We start from the raw sequence: 15,551 nt of genomic DNA, 5'->3' as shown, positions 1-15,551 counted from the left end.
AAGCCGGCGGAAAGGGGCGTTGCCAGGGCGTAATAAGCCCTGGAAGCTGCCAAATTATAGTGGAATAAAGTTTCATTACATTTGTAGTGCAATGCAGCATTATTCGGCCGATTTCGTTACGCCGCCCCGAGGGAGCGACGTAACGGACGCAGCAAAATCGTCGGGATCAGAAGCTGCCGCGCAAACCGACCATCACGGCGCGCCCGCCTTCCGGGGCAATATCGCGCAAGACGGAGGTGGCGTAGCGGATGTCCTGATTCGTGAGGTTGATGCCGCGCACGTAGGCTTGCCATTGCACGCCAGTCATCTTGAACCGGTAGCCGGCATTGGCGTCCAGGCTGTAGTAGCCAGCCGTTGATGTGTCGTTTGCCGGATGGTCATGCTGGGCGAACGCCTTGGACACGCTGACCCCGGCGCTGAACGGCCCGTACCCGTAGTCCAGCGCCACGCGCAGGCGCAGCGGAGGAATGCGTGGCAGCGACCGGCCCGTGTCGCGGTTGCGAGAGACCGTGTAGTCGCCCGACAGCCCCAGGTCCAGCGCATGGCCATCTCGTTGCAGGATGCGCGTCACGTTTTCCGCTTCCAGCCCGTAGAGCCGGGCCGAGACACCCTGGTAGCGCGCTTCTGGCAGCGCGCCGTCGCTGCTGGCGGCTACGACATCGCCATCATCATTGCGATAGCGCCCGGTGTTGGTTTCCGCCAGGTAATTGGCGAAGCTGCTGTAGAAGACGCCGACGCTGCCGTGGTCGGTGTCGTTCTTGTATCGCAATGACAAGTCGCCCGACCAGGCGCGTTCCTTGCCCAGATTCGGGTCGCCGACCAGGTATTGCCCGGTCGCCGCGTGGGGGCCGTTGGCGTACAGCTCGTAGAACGTGGGCGCGCGTTCGGTGTAGGCGGCGTTGGCGGCCAGCGACCACAGCGGCGTCAGCTTATAGATGCCGCCCAGCGAAAAGCTGCCTGCGTTGAAGCTGCGGCGGCCGGAATCGTCAAAGCGGTCGTTGCCGCCCGCGGCCGGGCTTAAACGCGTGTGGTCCATGCGGGCGCCAGCCGACAAGGTGAGCCGATCGGTGAGCGTCCATTCTTCCAAAGCGAACAGGGCGGCGGAATCGGTGTCGGTGGTGGGCACCAGCGCTTCGTCGCCCAAGGCCGAAAAGCGCGTCTGGCCCAGTTGCAGGCCAACGACCCCGTGCAGCGGCCCGATGTCGGCGTGGCGGGCTTCGATGCGCGCTTCATAGCCCCGGTTCTTGAAGATCGTTCCCGTTTCGCCGTCTTCGATTTCCTTGTGCTGGTAATCGGTATAGGCGAAGTTCAGCTTGACGCTGGTGAACAGGCCATCCAGGTCGCGCAGCTCGCCTGCCAGGCCGAAGCGTTCCTGGTGCATTTTGATGCGCACGTCCGATTCGGCAACCGAACCATAGTTGGCGTCGTAGCCGCTGTAAGACAAACCACCGTAGCCATGTTCCCCCGTCCACGACATCCCGATTGCGCCGCCGCTGGCTTCACCGTCGCTATTGGGCAAGCGGCCCTGGGGCTGATCGGCATCCGGGCCGTCTTCGGCGCGTTGCTGCGCGGTGCGGGCATAGCCGGGGATGCGCAGCGTGCCGGTCTTGCGACCGAACACGTCGGCGTGCAGGGCGAAGGTGCCGTCGCCGCCTTCCAGTTGCACGGCGCCGTTGCGGTCATTATTGGCGCCGCCGTAGCTGCCGCCCACATCGCCATGGATGCCGTCGATGGGTTCGGTGGGAATGCGGTTGTCCAAGGTGTTGACGACCCCGCCGATGGCATTGCCGCCATAGAGCAATGCAGCAGGGCCGCGCAGAATTTCGACGCGGTTGGTCGACAGCGGATCTTGCGGCACGGCATGGTCAAACGATAGCGAAGAGGCGTCCAGCGTCCCTACGCCGTTGTTCAGCAGGCGGATGCGGTCGCCGTCCAGCCCCCGGATGATGGGGCGGCCCACCATGGGGCCGTAGCTGGTGGTGGACACGCCAGGTAAGCCGTTCAGCGTTTCACCTAAATTGGAGCCGCGCCGCAAGTCCAGCGCCTGGCCTTGCAGCACGCTGGTGGGTGAGGCCAGCGCGTCGCTGCCCAGCGGGTTCGCGGTGATGACGACGGGCGATAGCGTTGTCGTGTCGGACGAGGACTGCGCGTGAGCCGTCGCTAGGAAGACAAAGGGCAGGGCAATGGGTAGCGCAATGGGCAGCGCAGAGGGCAGCGCAGAGGGCAGCGCGACGCGCAAGGCGGACAAGCAGGCAAGCACGACGGGGCGCAAACCAAAGACGCGCAGCGGCACGCCTGCCCGGGCGGGGAAGGAGGGGAAATTCATAGTGGCAATCCAGGGCGCCGGCTCAAGGCCGGCAGATAGAAATCAGGGAAGACGACGGATTTCAGCCCTGGACGGGCGGGGCGCGGGATTGAAACCAGGTGCTGCCGATGGCGATGGCGCCGGCTGGCAAAGGGCGCGCGGGGTGTGCGTGGGGGGCGTCGCCCACCGCCCATTCGAACGCAGACGGCAGCGTGGCGTCCAGCAAGTCCCAGAGCTGGCACAGGTCGCAATGCCCCAGCTTTTCATGGGGATGGGCATCGTCCTGACTGGCCGCGGAAGGTTCGCCCAGATGCGTCAACGCATGGTGCAGGCTGCCCACCGGGGACAGCAGCAGGCAAAGGCACAGCCAAGCCAGCACGCCCCATCGCGTCAACCGCGGCGGGGTGTTGCGGCGGTGGCCTGGCGAAAACGGCATGGAGCAGGGCGGGGCCAAAAACGGAAAAACGGAATGATATATTGTTTCCTTATCATTGGCGACGCTGGCGTACCCGAAGCGTGCCCGAATATGGCACTTCATGATTCGCCGCCTCGGGCATAATCGGCAGACAAGAAAGCGGAGTAAAGCTCAATGATGAATGCAGTTCACCCCTTGTCTTCGATGAACCGGCCCGACGCGCTGCCCTTTGAGCCCTTCCAAGACGCCCGCGCCGCGGTCGACCGGCTGGCCGAAATCTACGCGCGCAATACGGCCTTCCTGCGGGCGGCCTTCCGTGAAGTGCTGAAGGGTTCCGGCAACGGCCGTGAACGCGCCCGCGCTTACTACCCGGCCATCCGCATCGTGGTTGAAACGTACGACCCGATCGATACGCGCCTGTCCTACGGCCATGTGGCCGAACCCGGCATCTACCAGACCACCATCACCCAACCCGAACTGTTCCGCGATTACCTGATCGAGCAGGTCGGCCAGTTATTGCAGAACCACCGCGTTGCCGTGGAAGTCGGCGAATCCGATTCCCCCATCCCCTTGCACTTTGCCTTCCCCGAAGGCGCCTATGTCGAAGGCGAACACCTGGAAGCGCTGAAGCGCCCCTTGCGCGACCTTTTCGATGTGCCCGACCTGGCCGTCACCGACGACGCCATCGTCAACGGATCGTGGCGCGGCAAGGAAGGCGAGCCCAAGCCATTGGCCCCGTTCACCGCGCAGCGCGTGGATTACTCGCTGCACCGCTTGCAGCACTACACATCCACCGCGCCTGCGCATTTCCAGAATTTCGTCCTGTTCACGAACTACCAGTTCTATGTCGACGAGTTCTGCGCCCGGGCGCGCGCGCTGATGGCCAGTGGCAACGAAGACTACGAAATGCTGGTCGAGCCGGGCAACCGCATCACGCGCCGGGGGGAAAGCGGCCCGGGCGACGAAGCCCATGCCACGCGCCTGCCGCAGATGCCCGCGTACCACCTGGTGCGTGGCGACCATTCCGGCATCACGCTCGTCAATATCGGCGTGGGGCCGTCAAACGCCAAGACCATCACCGACCACATCGCCGTGCTGCGTCCGCATGCGTGGCTGATGCTGGGCCATTGCGCCGGCCTGCGAGATTCCCAGCGGCTGGGCGACTACGTGCTGGCGCATGGTTATGTGCGCGAAGACCACGTGCTGGATGCCGACCTGCCCACCTGGGTGCCCGTGCCGGCGCTGGCTGAAGTGCAGGTGGCGCTGGAACAGGCGGTGGAAGAAGTGGCCGGCCTGTCGGGCTGGGACCTGAAGCGCATCATGCGCACAGGCACCGTCGCCACCATCGACAACCGCAACTGGGAATTGCGCGATCACGTTGAACTGGTCGAGCGTTTCGCGCAGTCGCGCGCCATTGCGCTGGACATGGAATCCGCCACCATCGCGGCCAACGGGTTCCGTTTCCGCGTGCCGTATGGCACCTTGCTTTGCGTGTCTGACAAACCCCTGCACGGCGAATTGAAGCTGCCGGGCATGGCCAGCGTGTTCTATCGCCGGCAGGTCAACCAGCATCTGGAAATTGGTATCCGGGCGCTGGAACGGCTGCGCGACATGCCGCCGGAACGCCTGCATTCGCGCAAGCTGCGCACCTTCATGGAAACAGCGTTTCAATAAACGGTGATGCGTCCCCCGAGCCCCGTCATTTTTCGTGACGGGGCCGTTTGCGCTATCCTCGCGCGTTGTTTGGTAATCCCGAGGCTGCGCGCGCCGGTTCGCGCGGGGCCTTTCATGACGTTAAGGAATGCATGTTGTCTCCATCGGAACACGATGACCGCCGCGCGGGCGGCGCGCACGCGACGAAGGCGCAAGCGCCTTCCGAACTGCGCCGTACCTTGTCGGCGCGCCACCTGACGATGATCGCCGTGGGCGGGTCCATCGGGACCGGCCTGTTCGTGGCATCCGGCGCGACGATCGCCAAGGCGGGCCCCGGCGGCGCGCTGCTGGGCTACGTGCTGATCGGCATCATGGTCTATTTCCTGATGACCAGCCTGGGCGAACTCGCCGCCGCCATGCCGGTATCGGGCTCGTTTTCGACCTACGGCGCACGCTACGTGGAAGACGGCTTCGGCTTCGCGCTGGGCTGGAACTATTGGTACAACTGGGCCGTTACGGTCGCGGTCGATCTGGTGGCGGCGCAGCTTGTCATGGCGTACTGGTTCCCCGACGTGCCGGGCTTCTACTGGAGCGCCTTGTTCCTGGCCATTACCTTTGGCCTGAACGCGATGTCGGCGCGCGGTTTCGGCGAAGCCGAATTCTGGTTCGCGCTGATCAAAGTGGTGGCCGTGCTGGGCTTTGTGGCGATGGGCGTGATGATGCTGCTGGGCATCATTCGCGGGGGCGAAACCGGTGGCGTCGCCAACTGGACCGTAGGCGATGCGCCATTTGCGGGCGGCTTCGCGGCCTTGATCGGCGTGGCTATGGTGGTGGGTTTTTCGTTCCAAGGCACCGAGCTGATCGGCATCGCCGCTGGCGAATCCAAAGACCCGGCCCGCAACCTGCCGCGTGCGGTGCGTCAGGTGTTCTGGCGCATTTTGCTGTTCTACGTGATGGCCATCCTGGTGATCGGCCTGTTGATTCCCTATACGGACCCTCACTTGCTGCGCAACGATGTCGAGGACATCAGCGTCAGCCCGTTCGCGCTCATTTTCGAACGCGCCGGCCTGCTGGGGGCGGCGTCCGTCATGAATGCCGTGGTGCTGACATCCGTGCTGTCGGCGGGCAACTCCGGCATGTATGCCGCGACGCGGATGCTCTACAGCCTGGCGCGCGATGGCAAGGCGCCGCGCATTTTTGGCCGTATTTCGCGTAATGGCGTGCCGCTGTGGGCGCTGTTGGCGACGACGGTCGTCGCGGCGCTGTGCTTCTTCACGTTCATCTTCAGCCCGAACGCCGTGTACATCTGGCTGTTGAATACATCCGGCATGACGGGCTTCATCGCCTGGCTGGGCATCGCGATCAGCCACTACCGTTTCCGTCGTGGCTATGTGAAGCAAGGCCATAACCTGGCGGACTTGCCCTATGTGTCGCCGTTCTTCCCGTTCGGCCCCATCTTCGCTTTTGTGCTGTGCCTGATCATCACGCTGGGCCAGAACTACCAGGCGTTCCTGCAAGACCGGATCGATTGGGGCGGCGTTGTCGCCACCTACATTGGCATTCCGTTGTTCCTGCTGATCTGGCTGGGATACCGGCTGACGCGCGGGTCGCGCTTTGTCAGCTATCGCGACATGCGCTTCCCGGATGCGCGCGCCCGTAGCCAGTATCTGGATTCCGCATTGCGCGGCGAACCCGCAGCCGGCGAGGCCCGTTAAGCCGAGGCCCGCTAGCCAATGCCCGCTAATCCGAGGCCCTTAAAGCCTGGCCCGTTAAAGCGCGGCCCTTTAAGGCGAGGCCCGTTAAGCGTGCGCCTGCGGCACGTCCGCGGGCGCGCGGCACTGCCCGAGTATCCAGGCCCCAAACTCACGGACCAGCGGGGCTTGGGCCAGGGACTGGGGGTAGACGAAGTAATACGCGTCGGTGCTGTTCAGCGCCTGCGGGAATAGCTGGATCAATTCGCCGGTGCTGAGTTCGCGTTCCACCAGGAAGCGGGGCAGCAGGGCAGCGCCCAACCCCGATGCGGCAGCTTGTGCCAGCATCGCCACCTGCTCGAATTGCGGGCCGCGCAGGGCCTGCGCGGTGTTCGCCCCATGTTGTTCCAGCCACGACGCCCATTGCGCTGCGCGCGACATCTGGTGGAGCAGCACGACGCCGCTCAGGTCGGCAATCTGCCGGATGCGATGCAGCCGTTGAAGCGCGGGGCTGCACACCACGATGACTTCTTCATGCATCAGGTATTCGCAGACCGCGCCGGCCCAGTCGGGTGCGCCAAAGTGTATGGCCGCATCGAAGGGTTCTTTGGAAAATTCGAAAGGCAGCGTGCGCGAGGTGAAATTGATGGTGACCTCGGGCTTGAGCGCCATGAAATCCCCCAAGCGCGGAATCAACCAGCGCGTGCCCAGGGTGGGCAGCACCGCCAGATTGAGTTCATCGCGCTGCGTGCAAGCCATGGTGCGGCGCGTGGCGTCGGACAATTGGTGCAGCAGGATGCGGACTTCAGCGGCATAAGCCCGGCCGGCTTCGCTGAGTACGACGCGTTGGCGCACGCGATGGAACATCGTGACGCCCAACTGCGTTTCAAGTTGATGGATCTGGCGTGAGACAGCGCTTTGCGTCAAGTGCAGCTCATCCGCCGCGCGGGATACGCTGTTGCGCCGCGCGACTGCCTCGAAGGCGAGCAGGTTGGCGACGGGCGGCAGAAAGGTCTTGCGGAACATGGCGATTCCTGATTAGTCGAACCCTAAAATAAACCCGCCATGACACCATGCTGCGGACGTTCGACGAATAGGAAAAGTCTGGAATGCAACGAGGGCCGCGAAAGCGGCCCTCGTTTGTCACGAATGTGTCAGAAACGCCCGCGCATTACTCGATGTTTTGCGCCTGTTCACGCATCTGCTCAATCAGCAGTTTCAAGTCCATGGCGGCGCGGGTGACTTCCATGCTGCCCGCCTTGGAACCCAGCGTGTTGGCTTCGYGGTTCATTTCCTGGAACAGGAAGTCCAGGCGCTTGCCTGCGCTGCCCGCGTTCTTCTTGCCGGATGCAGCCTTGCCGCCGCCGTCCGTCAGCAGGTGTCGCAGTTCTTCCAGGTGCGAGCGCAGGCGCGACAACTCTTCGGCCACATCAATGCGCAGCGCAAACAAGTTGGCTTCCTGCGACAAGCGCTCGGACAACTCCGTGCCCGAAATATGCGTGAAGCCGCCGGGGAAGGCGGATTCCACGCTTTCGCGCAGCTTTGCGGCCAGCTTGTCGCGATGGTCGGCCAGCAGTTGGGGCAGGTGGGTTTGCACGATATCGACGACACGCGCGACACCGTCCGCGCATTCACGCATCATTTCGGCCAGGCGTTCGCCTTCGCGTGCGCGGCCTTCCTGCAATTGCGTCAGCGCTTGCTGGGCCGCTTGCAGGCAAGCGGCGCCCCAGATCTGCGGGTCCAGCGCGTCGTTGCCGCGTTGGCCGGGCCAATTGAACAACTCCACCAGACGGGGCGGGGCGATATCGGGGACGATGCGGCGTGCGGCTTGCAGTTGTTCCGCCAGACTTTCCAGCCACGTCGGGTCCAGCTTGGACAGGTCGGTGCTGGCGTTGCGCGTGAACGAAACCCGGATCTCGACCTTGCCGCGCGCCAGGTTGGCGGTCAGCAATTCGCGCAAGGGCGTTTCCACGTGCCGCAATTCATCGGGCAGGCGGAAGTACAGGTCAAGAAAGCGGCTGTTGACGCTGCGCAGTTCGATGGCAAGCGTGCCTTGTTCTAGGTCTGCTCGGGCGTTGCCGAAGGCGGTCATGCTGCGAATCATGATGTGCGTTTCCTGGTGATATATCGCGGCAGGATACTCCAAGCGGCGATTTCCTGCGGCGCCACCCCGTACAATGCCGCGAATCAATGTTCCTGTCTGGAGTCTGCCTGTGACCACACTGCCCACCATCGCCCGTCCGTCCGGCCGCGCTGTTGATGAATTGCGCCCGTTCAGCCTGGAGCGCGGCTTCACGCGCTACGCCGAAGGGTCGGTGCTGGTGAAGGCCGGCAACACCCACGTGCTGTGCACGGCCAGCGTGCTGGAAAAAGTGCCGCCATTTCTGAAGGGCAAGGGCGAAGGCTGGGTCACGGCGGAATACGGCATGCTGCCGCGCGCCACACACACGCGCGGCGACCGCGAAGCCGCACGCGGCAAGCAAAGCGGCCGCACACAGGAAATCCAGCGCCTGATCGGCCGCAGCCTGCGCGCCGTGTTCGATATGAAGGCGCTGGGCGAACGCACGCTGCATCTGGACTGCGACGTGTTGCAAGCCGATGGCGGCACGCGCTGCGCCAGTATCACCGGCGCATGGGTGGCGGCAGCCGACGCAGTAGCGTTGCTGATGAAGCGCGGCGACCTGGCCGTGAATCCGATCCGCGACGCGGTGGCTGCGGTGTCGGTGGGCCTGGTGCAAGGCCGTTCGGTACTGGACCTGGATTACGCCGAAGACTCGGCCTGCGACGCCGATGTGAACGTCATCATGACGGGCAGCGGCGCCTTTGTTGAAGTGCAAGGCACCGGCGAGGGCGCGACCTTCACGCGTGCTGAATTGGACACGATGCTGGTGCTGGCCGAAGGCGGTATTGCCAGCCTGGTTCAGGCGCAGCGCGCAGCATTGGTCTGACGCATGCGTTGAACCTGACCACGCGGCGTTTTCTCGCCCAATGACAAACAGCCGCTTCTCCGCGGCTGTTTGTCATTGCGTGTCAGCAAAAGCGTGTCGTCACGCGCCCTTGTGCGCCAGCAACATCCCCACCTTCTGTACCTGCTCAAGCCCCCAGATCGTGTCGATCAGGCCGCGCAGCTCCTGTTCCGTTGCCGCATCCGCGTAACGGCCCAGGCTGAGCGTCTTGTCTTCGATCTCGGCACGGCTGAGCGTGTTGCCGGGGTCGCCCTTGGGTTCGTCCACGCGGCCGTGCAGCGTGCGGCCGTCGCGCGTGGTGACGGTGACCTTGCCAATCCAGCGCTGCGGATAGGCGCTGTCGACTTCCGGGTCCAGCACCATGTCGACCTTGCCGCGAAACGCCGCAACGGCCGGGTCGTCCAACCCCGCATCGAACTCGGCAAGCCCAGCGCGGCCTTTGCGCGCGATCAGCGCCAGCACCGTGCCCATCGAAAACTTGGACTGATGCACCGTCTGCGGGTTGACGACCGGCCCCAGCACGTCGATGGCGCCCTGATGCACGTGGGCCACCACGCGTTCCACATCGGCTTCCGTCAGCTTGTTGTCGCGCAGCGCTTGTTGCAGCGCGTCGGCGGCGGGGTGCGTGTGGCGGCATGACGCATGGAACTTGAACGAGGTCTCGGCCAGCGCCCAGCGTTCGCCCAGGCGGTCGCACAGCTTGGACGGGTCGGCATCGGTGGACATGCCGGCCGCCATGCCCTGCGGGCCTTCCAGAATGTGGCGCGCGCCGGTGAAGCCTTCGCGCGCCAGATAGGCCGCGGTGATGCCGTCAGCGGCGGCTTTTGCCGTGTGCAGTTGCTTGGAGTCGGCGGCGTCACGCAAAAATTCCCACAGGCCGGCGGCCTGCGTGCCGGCGGAACCCAGCGCGTGCAGCATCTCCTCGGGCGTCAGCTTCAACAAGCGGCCCACCGTCACGGCAGCGGCCAGCGTGCCCGCCGTGCCCGTCGTGTGGAAGATTTTGTAGTGCGAACGGCCCAGGAATTCACCAACGCGGATACCCACTTCGTACCCGGCGACGGCGGCCACGAGCAGGTCGCGGCCCGAGCTGCCCAGCGCCTGCGCCACGGCCAGCGCGGGCGGGAAGACGACCGCGGCGGGATGGAACACCGAGCCGTTATGAACGTCGTCCTGTTCTACCACGTGCGCGGCGGCGGCATTGACCATGGCGGCAAACAGGGGGCTGGTGCGGCGGCGCGTGATCAGCACTTCGCTTGGGCCTTCCGTGGGGCCCATGGCGGCCGCGTAGCGGTCGATGGCTTGCACGGCGCGCGCCGAGGCGCCCGCCAGAATCGACGCCAGGCAGTCCAACAGCAAATCTTCGGCTCGGCGCAATACCGGCGCGGGGATGTCTTCGTAGCGCAAGTTCGCGGCAAAGGCCGCAAGGCCGGCGCTAAGGTGGGGCGTATCTTGAGTAGCGGTCATGAGCGGATGGCCTGGTGTCAGAAGGAACGGGGCAAGCCCAGGATGTGTTCGGCGACGTAGGACAGGATCAGGTTGGTGGAGATGGGCGCAACCTGATACAGCCGGGTCTCGCGGAACTTGCGTTCGACGTCGTACTCGGTGGCAAAGCCAAAGCCGCCATGGAATTGCAGGCAGGCGTTGGCGGCTTCCCAGGATGCGTCGGCGGCCAGCAGCTTGGCCATGTTGGCCTGCGCGCCGCAAGGCTCGTGCGCGTCAAACAGGCGGCACGCTTCGTAGCGCATCAGGCTGGCGGCTTCCACGTTGATGTGGGCGCGCGCAATGGGGAATTGCACACCCTGGTTCTGGCCGATCGGGCGGCCGAACACCATGCGTTCCTTGGCGTAGGCGGTGACCTTGTCCACGAACCAGTAGCCGTCGCCGATGCACTCGGCGGCAATCAGCGTGCGTTCGGCGTTCAGGCCGTCAAGAATGTACTTGAAGCCTTTGCCTTCTTCGCCGATCAGGTTTTCGACGGGAATTTCCAGGTTGTCGAAGAACAGCTCGTTGGTCTCGTGGTTGACCATGTTCGGAATCGGGCGGATCGCCATGCCGTGTTTCACTGCATGATGCAGGTCCACCAGGAAGATCGACATGCCTTCGGACTTGCGCGTGACCTGGTCCAGCGGCGTGGTGCGCGCCAGCAGAATCATCAGGTCGGAATGCTGCACACGCGAAATCCAGACCTTTTGGCCATTGATGACGTAGCGGTCGCCACGGCGCACGGCGGTGGTCTTGATCTTGGTGGTGTCGGTGCCGGTGGTGGGCTCGGTGACGCCCATGGATTGCAGGCGCAATTCGCCAGCCGCAATGCGCGGCAGATATTCGCGTTTCTGCGCTTCGGAGCCATGGCGCAGCAGCGTGCCCATGTTGTACATCTGGCCGTGGCAGGCGCCCGAGTTGCCGCCGCTGCGGTTGATTTCTTCCATGATGACGGAGGCTTCCGTCAGGCCCAGACCCGAGCCGCCGTATTCCTGCGGAATCAGTGCAGCCAGCCAGCCGGCCTCGGTCAACGCGCGGACAAAGTCTTCGGGATAGCCGCGTTCTTCGTCGATCTTGCGGAAATACTCGGAGGGGAATTGGGCGCAAAGGTCGCGCACGGCTTCGCGGATGTCCTGATAAGCGTGAGAGGCGTTGGGCATAGGGCTGCTGATATGAGGTAAGTAAGGGTTCGGTACAGCATCGAATGTGCCGCAAGGGCGCGGCCCTGCCAATTCACAATTCCTTAATACGGGGTTCCTGTTCGCAAAAGCGCAGTTTCATGACCGGCGTTCGTCATGGCGGCGGCCAGGTTGTGTCAAGAAATTGCCAAACTGCGTGTCCATAATCCGTAGCACTGCGCCCAGGCGCCAGGCTACACACGGATGGATATGCGTAAAAATCTCAGGGTCACCACGGCGGTTTCCGCCATTCTGGCGTTGTTTGTGGTGCTGTTCGCAGTAGCGGCCGCTGCCGGCATCGCCGTCCTGCGCGACAACCGCGCCGACATCGAGGCCTTGGGCCGGGGCAGCATCGAACGGGCCAGCGACCTGGCCGACATGACCAGCCGCTTGTTCCAGGCGCGCGCCGCGCTGACGGACGCCAAGACCGGCATGGAAGGCGGCCTGGAAGACGCGCGCAATCAATCCCTGGCGCAAGCGGATGCGCTGTTGAAGCAAGCCGCAGCCAGCCTGGCGCGGCTGCGCGGCAACCCGGACACCAGCGAGCAGGGCGGGCCGTTGTTTGAACAGGTGCTGACGGCTTACACCGCGTTTGCCGACCAGACACTGGCCCCCATGCAAAAGGCCATCCAGGGCTGGAACGGGATCGAAGTGAATCGGCTGGTGGACAAGGCGCTGCCCGTGAGCGGTGCGGCGTATGTGAAGCAAGCGGACGCTTATCAGACCTATTCGCGTGACCAGGGCCAGGCGGCCGTGGCGGGCGCCAGCCAAACGCTGGAGCGCGTGATTCTCGTGGCGGCAGGTGTGCTGGGGCTGGTGCTGTTGCTGGCCGTGTTGATCCGCCTGGCGTTTCGCCGCAGCATTCTGCGTCCGTTGAACGAAGCCGGTGCGCACTTCGACCGCATCGCCGACGGCGACCTGACCGGCGCCATCGCCACGCGCGGCGACAACGAAATCGGCGTGCTGTATTCCGCCATGCGCCGCATGCAGACGGGCCTGTCGGCGGCGGTGGCCTCGGTACGCCATGGCGTTGAAGAAATCCACACGGGCTCGGGCGAAATCGCCGCGGGCGGGGCAGACATGTCCGACCGTACCGCGCGCCAGGCCGGTTCGCTGCAAGAGGCCGCCGCCAATATGACGCAACTGGCGCACACGGTGCAGATGACGGCAGGCAATGCCGACCTGGCCAGCCGGCAGGCCGAAAGCGCCACCCAGCTGGCCCAACGCGGCGGGCAGGCGGTGGACGAGGTCGTGCAAAGCATGCAGGGCATTGCCGACAGCGCGCGCCGCATTGGCGAGATCGTGGGCGTGGTCGACAGCATTGCCTTTCAAACCAACATCCTGGCGCTGAACGCGGCGGTGGAAGCGGCGCGCGCCGGCGAACAAGGCAAAGGCTTTGCCGTCGTGGCGGGCGAAGTGCGCTCGCTGGCGCAGCGCAGCGCGCAGGCCGCCAAAGAAATCAAGGGCTTGATCGAAGACTCGGCCGCGCGCGTCGAGGCGGGCGTGCGTCAGGTGAACCTGGCGGGCGACACCATGCGCGACATGGTGGTGTCGGTGGACCGCGTGACGCAGATCGTGGCCGAAATTTCCAGCGCCACGGCCGAACAGGCGGCGGGCATTGCGTCGGTGAATGACGCGGTGGCCGACATCGAACGGTCCACGCAGGAAAACGCCGCCATGGTCGAGCAGACTGCGGCCGCCGCTGCCGCGCTGGAAATCCAGGCGCAAGGCCTGCGCCGTGCCGTCGCAGTGTTTCAGATTGCGCAGGCTGCGCAGGATGCGGCTGCCGTGCACGCGGCAGCCGGCCAGTCAGTCGCTCAATTGGGGCAGGGCGCCGCCGGTGTAGCGCTCGGCCACCAGCGACAGGTTCCCATGCTTGACCTTGTGCTTGACATGCGCGGCAGCCGACGCGATGTCCTCCGGGCGGATGCGCTCGCATAACGACGGGGTGACGGTCAGCGCGCCCACCCCCAAGGTCACGAAGGGAAAGAAGCGCGGCACGCCGTAACGGTCTTCGGCTTCGATGCCCCCGTTATGGCGGCCCTGATCGTCGTACAGGTCGGTGGCCTGCTCGTTGAATTCCGCGATGATGCGCTGCACGCGATCCATCCAGTCGGCGCTGCGGAACAGCACCACGAAGTCATCGCCGCCCACGTGGCCCACGAAGTCGCGCAGCGGATCGCAGTGGTGCTTGATGACTTCGGCCGTCAACATGATCATGTCGTCGCCGCGCCAGTAGCCGTAGACGTCGTTGAACGGTTTGAAGTTGTTCAGGTCGCCGTAGCAGATGGTGAAGTCGGCCGCGTCTTCCAGCAGGGTGGCGATGTGCCGGCTGATGGGGATGTTGCCGGGCAAGGACGTCAGCGGGTTGGCGTAGCGCGCGGCCTCGATACGCATTTCGGTCACCGAGCGCACCAGCGTTTCACCCGTGGCCAGGCCGTCGTAACGGCCGTCGCGCGTAATGATCAGGCCGTCCATCAGGTAGCGCTGGTCTTCCGAGATCAGCACGTGGCTCAACTGGTCGATGGACACATTTAGGTCCACCAGCACCGGTTCGGCGTTCATGAACGTCGAGCAGGCGTCGCGGCCGAAGAGCTCGCGGGTATAACGCTGCGCGTAGTGTTCGGAAAAATCGCGGCGGTTGATGATGCCCACCGGCCGGTTGTCGGCATCGACGACCGCCACCGCGTGCATGGTCTTGTGTTCGATGAACAAGCGATGCACGTCGTCGTTGGTGTGCTTGTTCAGCAGCGCGGCGGGCGCCTCCACGCGCAGGCTGGCTGCGGTACCGCCGGCCGCCCGTTGCGACAGCGGCGCGGTGCTGCGCACGCGCAATGAATCGCGCAGCGGCGGCGTCAGCTCGGTCAACATCGTTTCTTCGGGGCGGCCCAGCAGCCAGCCTTGGGCATAGCGGATGTCCAGCTCGCGCACCATGGCCAGGTCGTCGGCGGTCTCGATGCCTTCAGCGACAATCGCCGTGCCCAGGTGTTGGGCCACCTTCAGTATGGCGCGCACCATGCTTTGCTTGCGGTCATCCTTCCCGATGCCGTCAAAGAAGTAGCGGTCGATTTTCACCAGGTCGGGCTGCATTTCCGACCATAGCTGCAGATTCGAATTGCCCACGCCGTAGTCGTCCAGCGCGATGCGCATGCCGTGCTCGCGCAGGCAGGCAAACGCGTTGCCCAGTTCGCCCATGTGTTCGGACAGCGGATCTTGTTCGGTCAGTTCAACGATGATGCTGGACGGCTCCAGCGCGCAATCCTTGAGCAGCCGCATGGGCATGTCGCTGCCCCAGAGCGTCCAGTAATGGATCAGCGCTGAACCAGACAGATTCAGGAACAGCTTGCCGGTGGCCTCGTTATCCTGAAACCCCTGGGCGCCCGCCCGAAAGCTGGCCAGCTCCAGCTGGGGGTGCAGACCGCGTCGGCGGGCTTCAGCGAACAGGGCGTCCGGGTAGTGCAGGGCGGTATCGGCCGGGCCGCGAATCAGGCTTTCGTGGCCGTAGATTCGGCTATGAGACAAATCGACCACGGGCTGGTAGCGCGGCCGCAACAACCCTTCGCGCAGAATGCCGGCCAAGCCGATGGATGCGGGCCCATCGCCCGTTGAAGAGTGGGGCGCGCGGGCCGCAGCTGGCCGGGGCATAGCGTGAAGTGAGGTCATCGCCGAGGGCGTTCAGATACGATCAGTGACAAGATTGGCCATAGTGACAACAAAATATGTCTGCGTTGTTGCCGCTCGCGCGACGCGCAATCTTCCGGCGGGTGTTACATAGCTGTCAACCTACTTGTTGACCTTGCCTGTCTTCGGACTCATTGACCTTGCGCGTTTTCCGGACTTGGGGCTCTTGCCCATCCCCCT

General features: G+C 64.4%; 10 protein-coding genes and 1 pseudogene. 4 read left to right on the top strand and 7 right to left on the bottom strand.

Annotated elements, in window-relative coordinates; translation table 11 throughout:
• Nucleotides 1-166 precede the first annotated feature (166 nt).
• Together AC1DB0_RS00540 and AC1DB0_RS00535 are read right to left on the bottom strand one after the other, a co-directional pair.
• Nucleotides 167-2,326, bottom strand: a complete 2,160-nt coding sequence (locus tag AC1DB0_RS00540) for a TonB-dependent receptor (protein ID WP_476756805.1) — start codon at nucleotides 2,324-2,326, stop codon at nucleotides 167-169.
• Between the two features lie 61 nt (nucleotides 2,327-2,387).
• The gene (locus AC1DB0_RS00535; RefSeq protein ID WP_476756806.1) at nucleotides 2,388-2,741 is read right to left on the bottom strand and encodes a hypothetical protein; all 354 of its coding nucleotides are present in this window, start codon (nucleotides 2,739-2,741) and stop codon (nucleotides 2,388-2,390) included.
• Nucleotides 2,742-2,894: 153 nt separating this feature from the next.
• Here AC1DB0_RS00535 and AC1DB0_RS00530 point away from each other — a divergent pair, with 153 nt between their 5' ends.
• Together AC1DB0_RS00530 and AC1DB0_RS00525 are read left to right on the top strand one after the other, a co-directional pair.
• Nucleotides 2,895-4,394: an AMP nucleosidase gene (locus tag AC1DB0_RS00530; RefSeq protein WP_391567747.1), complete on the top strand. Its 1,500-nt coding sequence runs from the start codon at nucleotides 2,895-2,897 to the stop codon at nucleotides 4,392-4,394.
• Nucleotides 4,395-4,525: 131 nt separating this feature from the next.
• Entirely contained in the window at nucleotides 4,526-6,088 is a 1,563-nt protein-coding gene (locus tag AC1DB0_RS00525; protein WP_254600452.1) for an amino acid permease, read from the top strand.
• Nucleotides 6,089-6,172: 84 nt separating this feature from the next.
• Here the strand turns inward: AC1DB0_RS00525 and AC1DB0_RS00520 are convergent, their stop codons facing one another.
• Together AC1DB0_RS00520 and AC1DB0_RS00515 are read right to left on the bottom strand one after the other, a co-directional pair.
• On the bottom strand, nucleotides 6,173-7,090 hold the full coding sequence (locus tag AC1DB0_RS00520) for a LysR family transcriptional regulator (RefSeq protein ID WP_476756807.1): 918 nt from the start codon (nucleotides 7,088-7,090) through the stop codon (nucleotides 6,173-6,175).
• 145 nt (nucleotides 7,091-7,235) lie between these two features.
• Entirely contained in the window at nucleotides 7,236-8,168 is a 933-nt protein-coding gene (locus tag AC1DB0_RS00515; protein ID WP_476758566.1) for a YicC/YloC family endoribonuclease, read from the bottom strand.
• A 109-nt stretch (nucleotides 8,169-8,277) separates the two neighbouring features.
• On the opposite strand from AC1DB0_RS00515, the gene rph reads away from it, so the two are divergent.
• Nucleotides 8,278-9,012 carry a ribonuclease PH gene (gene rph, locus AC1DB0_RS00510; protein ID WP_476758565.1) on the top strand — a complete coding sequence of 245 codons (735 nt, stop codon included), beginning with the start codon at nucleotides 8,278-8,280 and terminating at the stop codon, nucleotides 9,010-9,012.
• 99 nt (nucleotides 9,013-9,111) lie between these two features.
• Here rph and AC1DB0_RS00505 read toward each other — a convergent pair whose 3' ends face one another.
• Together AC1DB0_RS00505 and AC1DB0_RS00500 are read right to left on the bottom strand one after the other, a co-directional pair.
• Nucleotides 9,112-10,494, bottom strand: a complete 1,383-nt coding sequence (locus tag AC1DB0_RS00505) for an MmgE/PrpD family protein (RefSeq protein ID WP_476756808.1) — start codon at nucleotides 10,492-10,494, stop codon at nucleotides 9,112-9,114.
• A 17-nt stretch (nucleotides 10,495-10,511) separates the two neighbouring features.
• Nucleotides 10,512-11,672 carry an acyl-CoA dehydrogenase family protein gene (locus AC1DB0_RS00500; protein WP_054421889.1) on the bottom strand — a complete coding sequence of 387 codons (1,161 nt, stop codon included), beginning with the start codon at nucleotides 11,670-11,672 and terminating at the stop codon, nucleotides 10,512-10,514.
• 222 nt (nucleotides 11,673-11,894) lie between these two features.
• Here AC1DB0_RS00500 and AC1DB0_RS00495 point away from each other — a divergent pair.
• Nucleotides 11,895-13,334: pseudogene (locus AC1DB0_RS00495) on the top strand (methyl-accepting chemotaxis protein); the annotation flags it as partial.
• Nucleotides 13,335-13,499: 165 nt separating this feature from the next.
• Here AC1DB0_RS00495 and AC1DB0_RS00490 read toward each other — a convergent pair.
• On the bottom strand, nucleotides 13,500-15,335 hold the full coding sequence (locus AC1DB0_RS00490) for an EAL domain-containing protein (RefSeq protein WP_476756857.1): 1,836 nt from the start codon (nucleotides 15,333-15,335) through the stop codon (nucleotides 13,500-13,502).
• Nucleotides 15,336-15,551 lie beyond the last annotated feature (216 nt).

This window comes from Achromobacter sp. 10T422, assembly GCF_056394065.1.
Note: the sequence above shows the minus strand (reverse complement) of the source record. Positions and strands in the feature narration are given on the sequence as shown.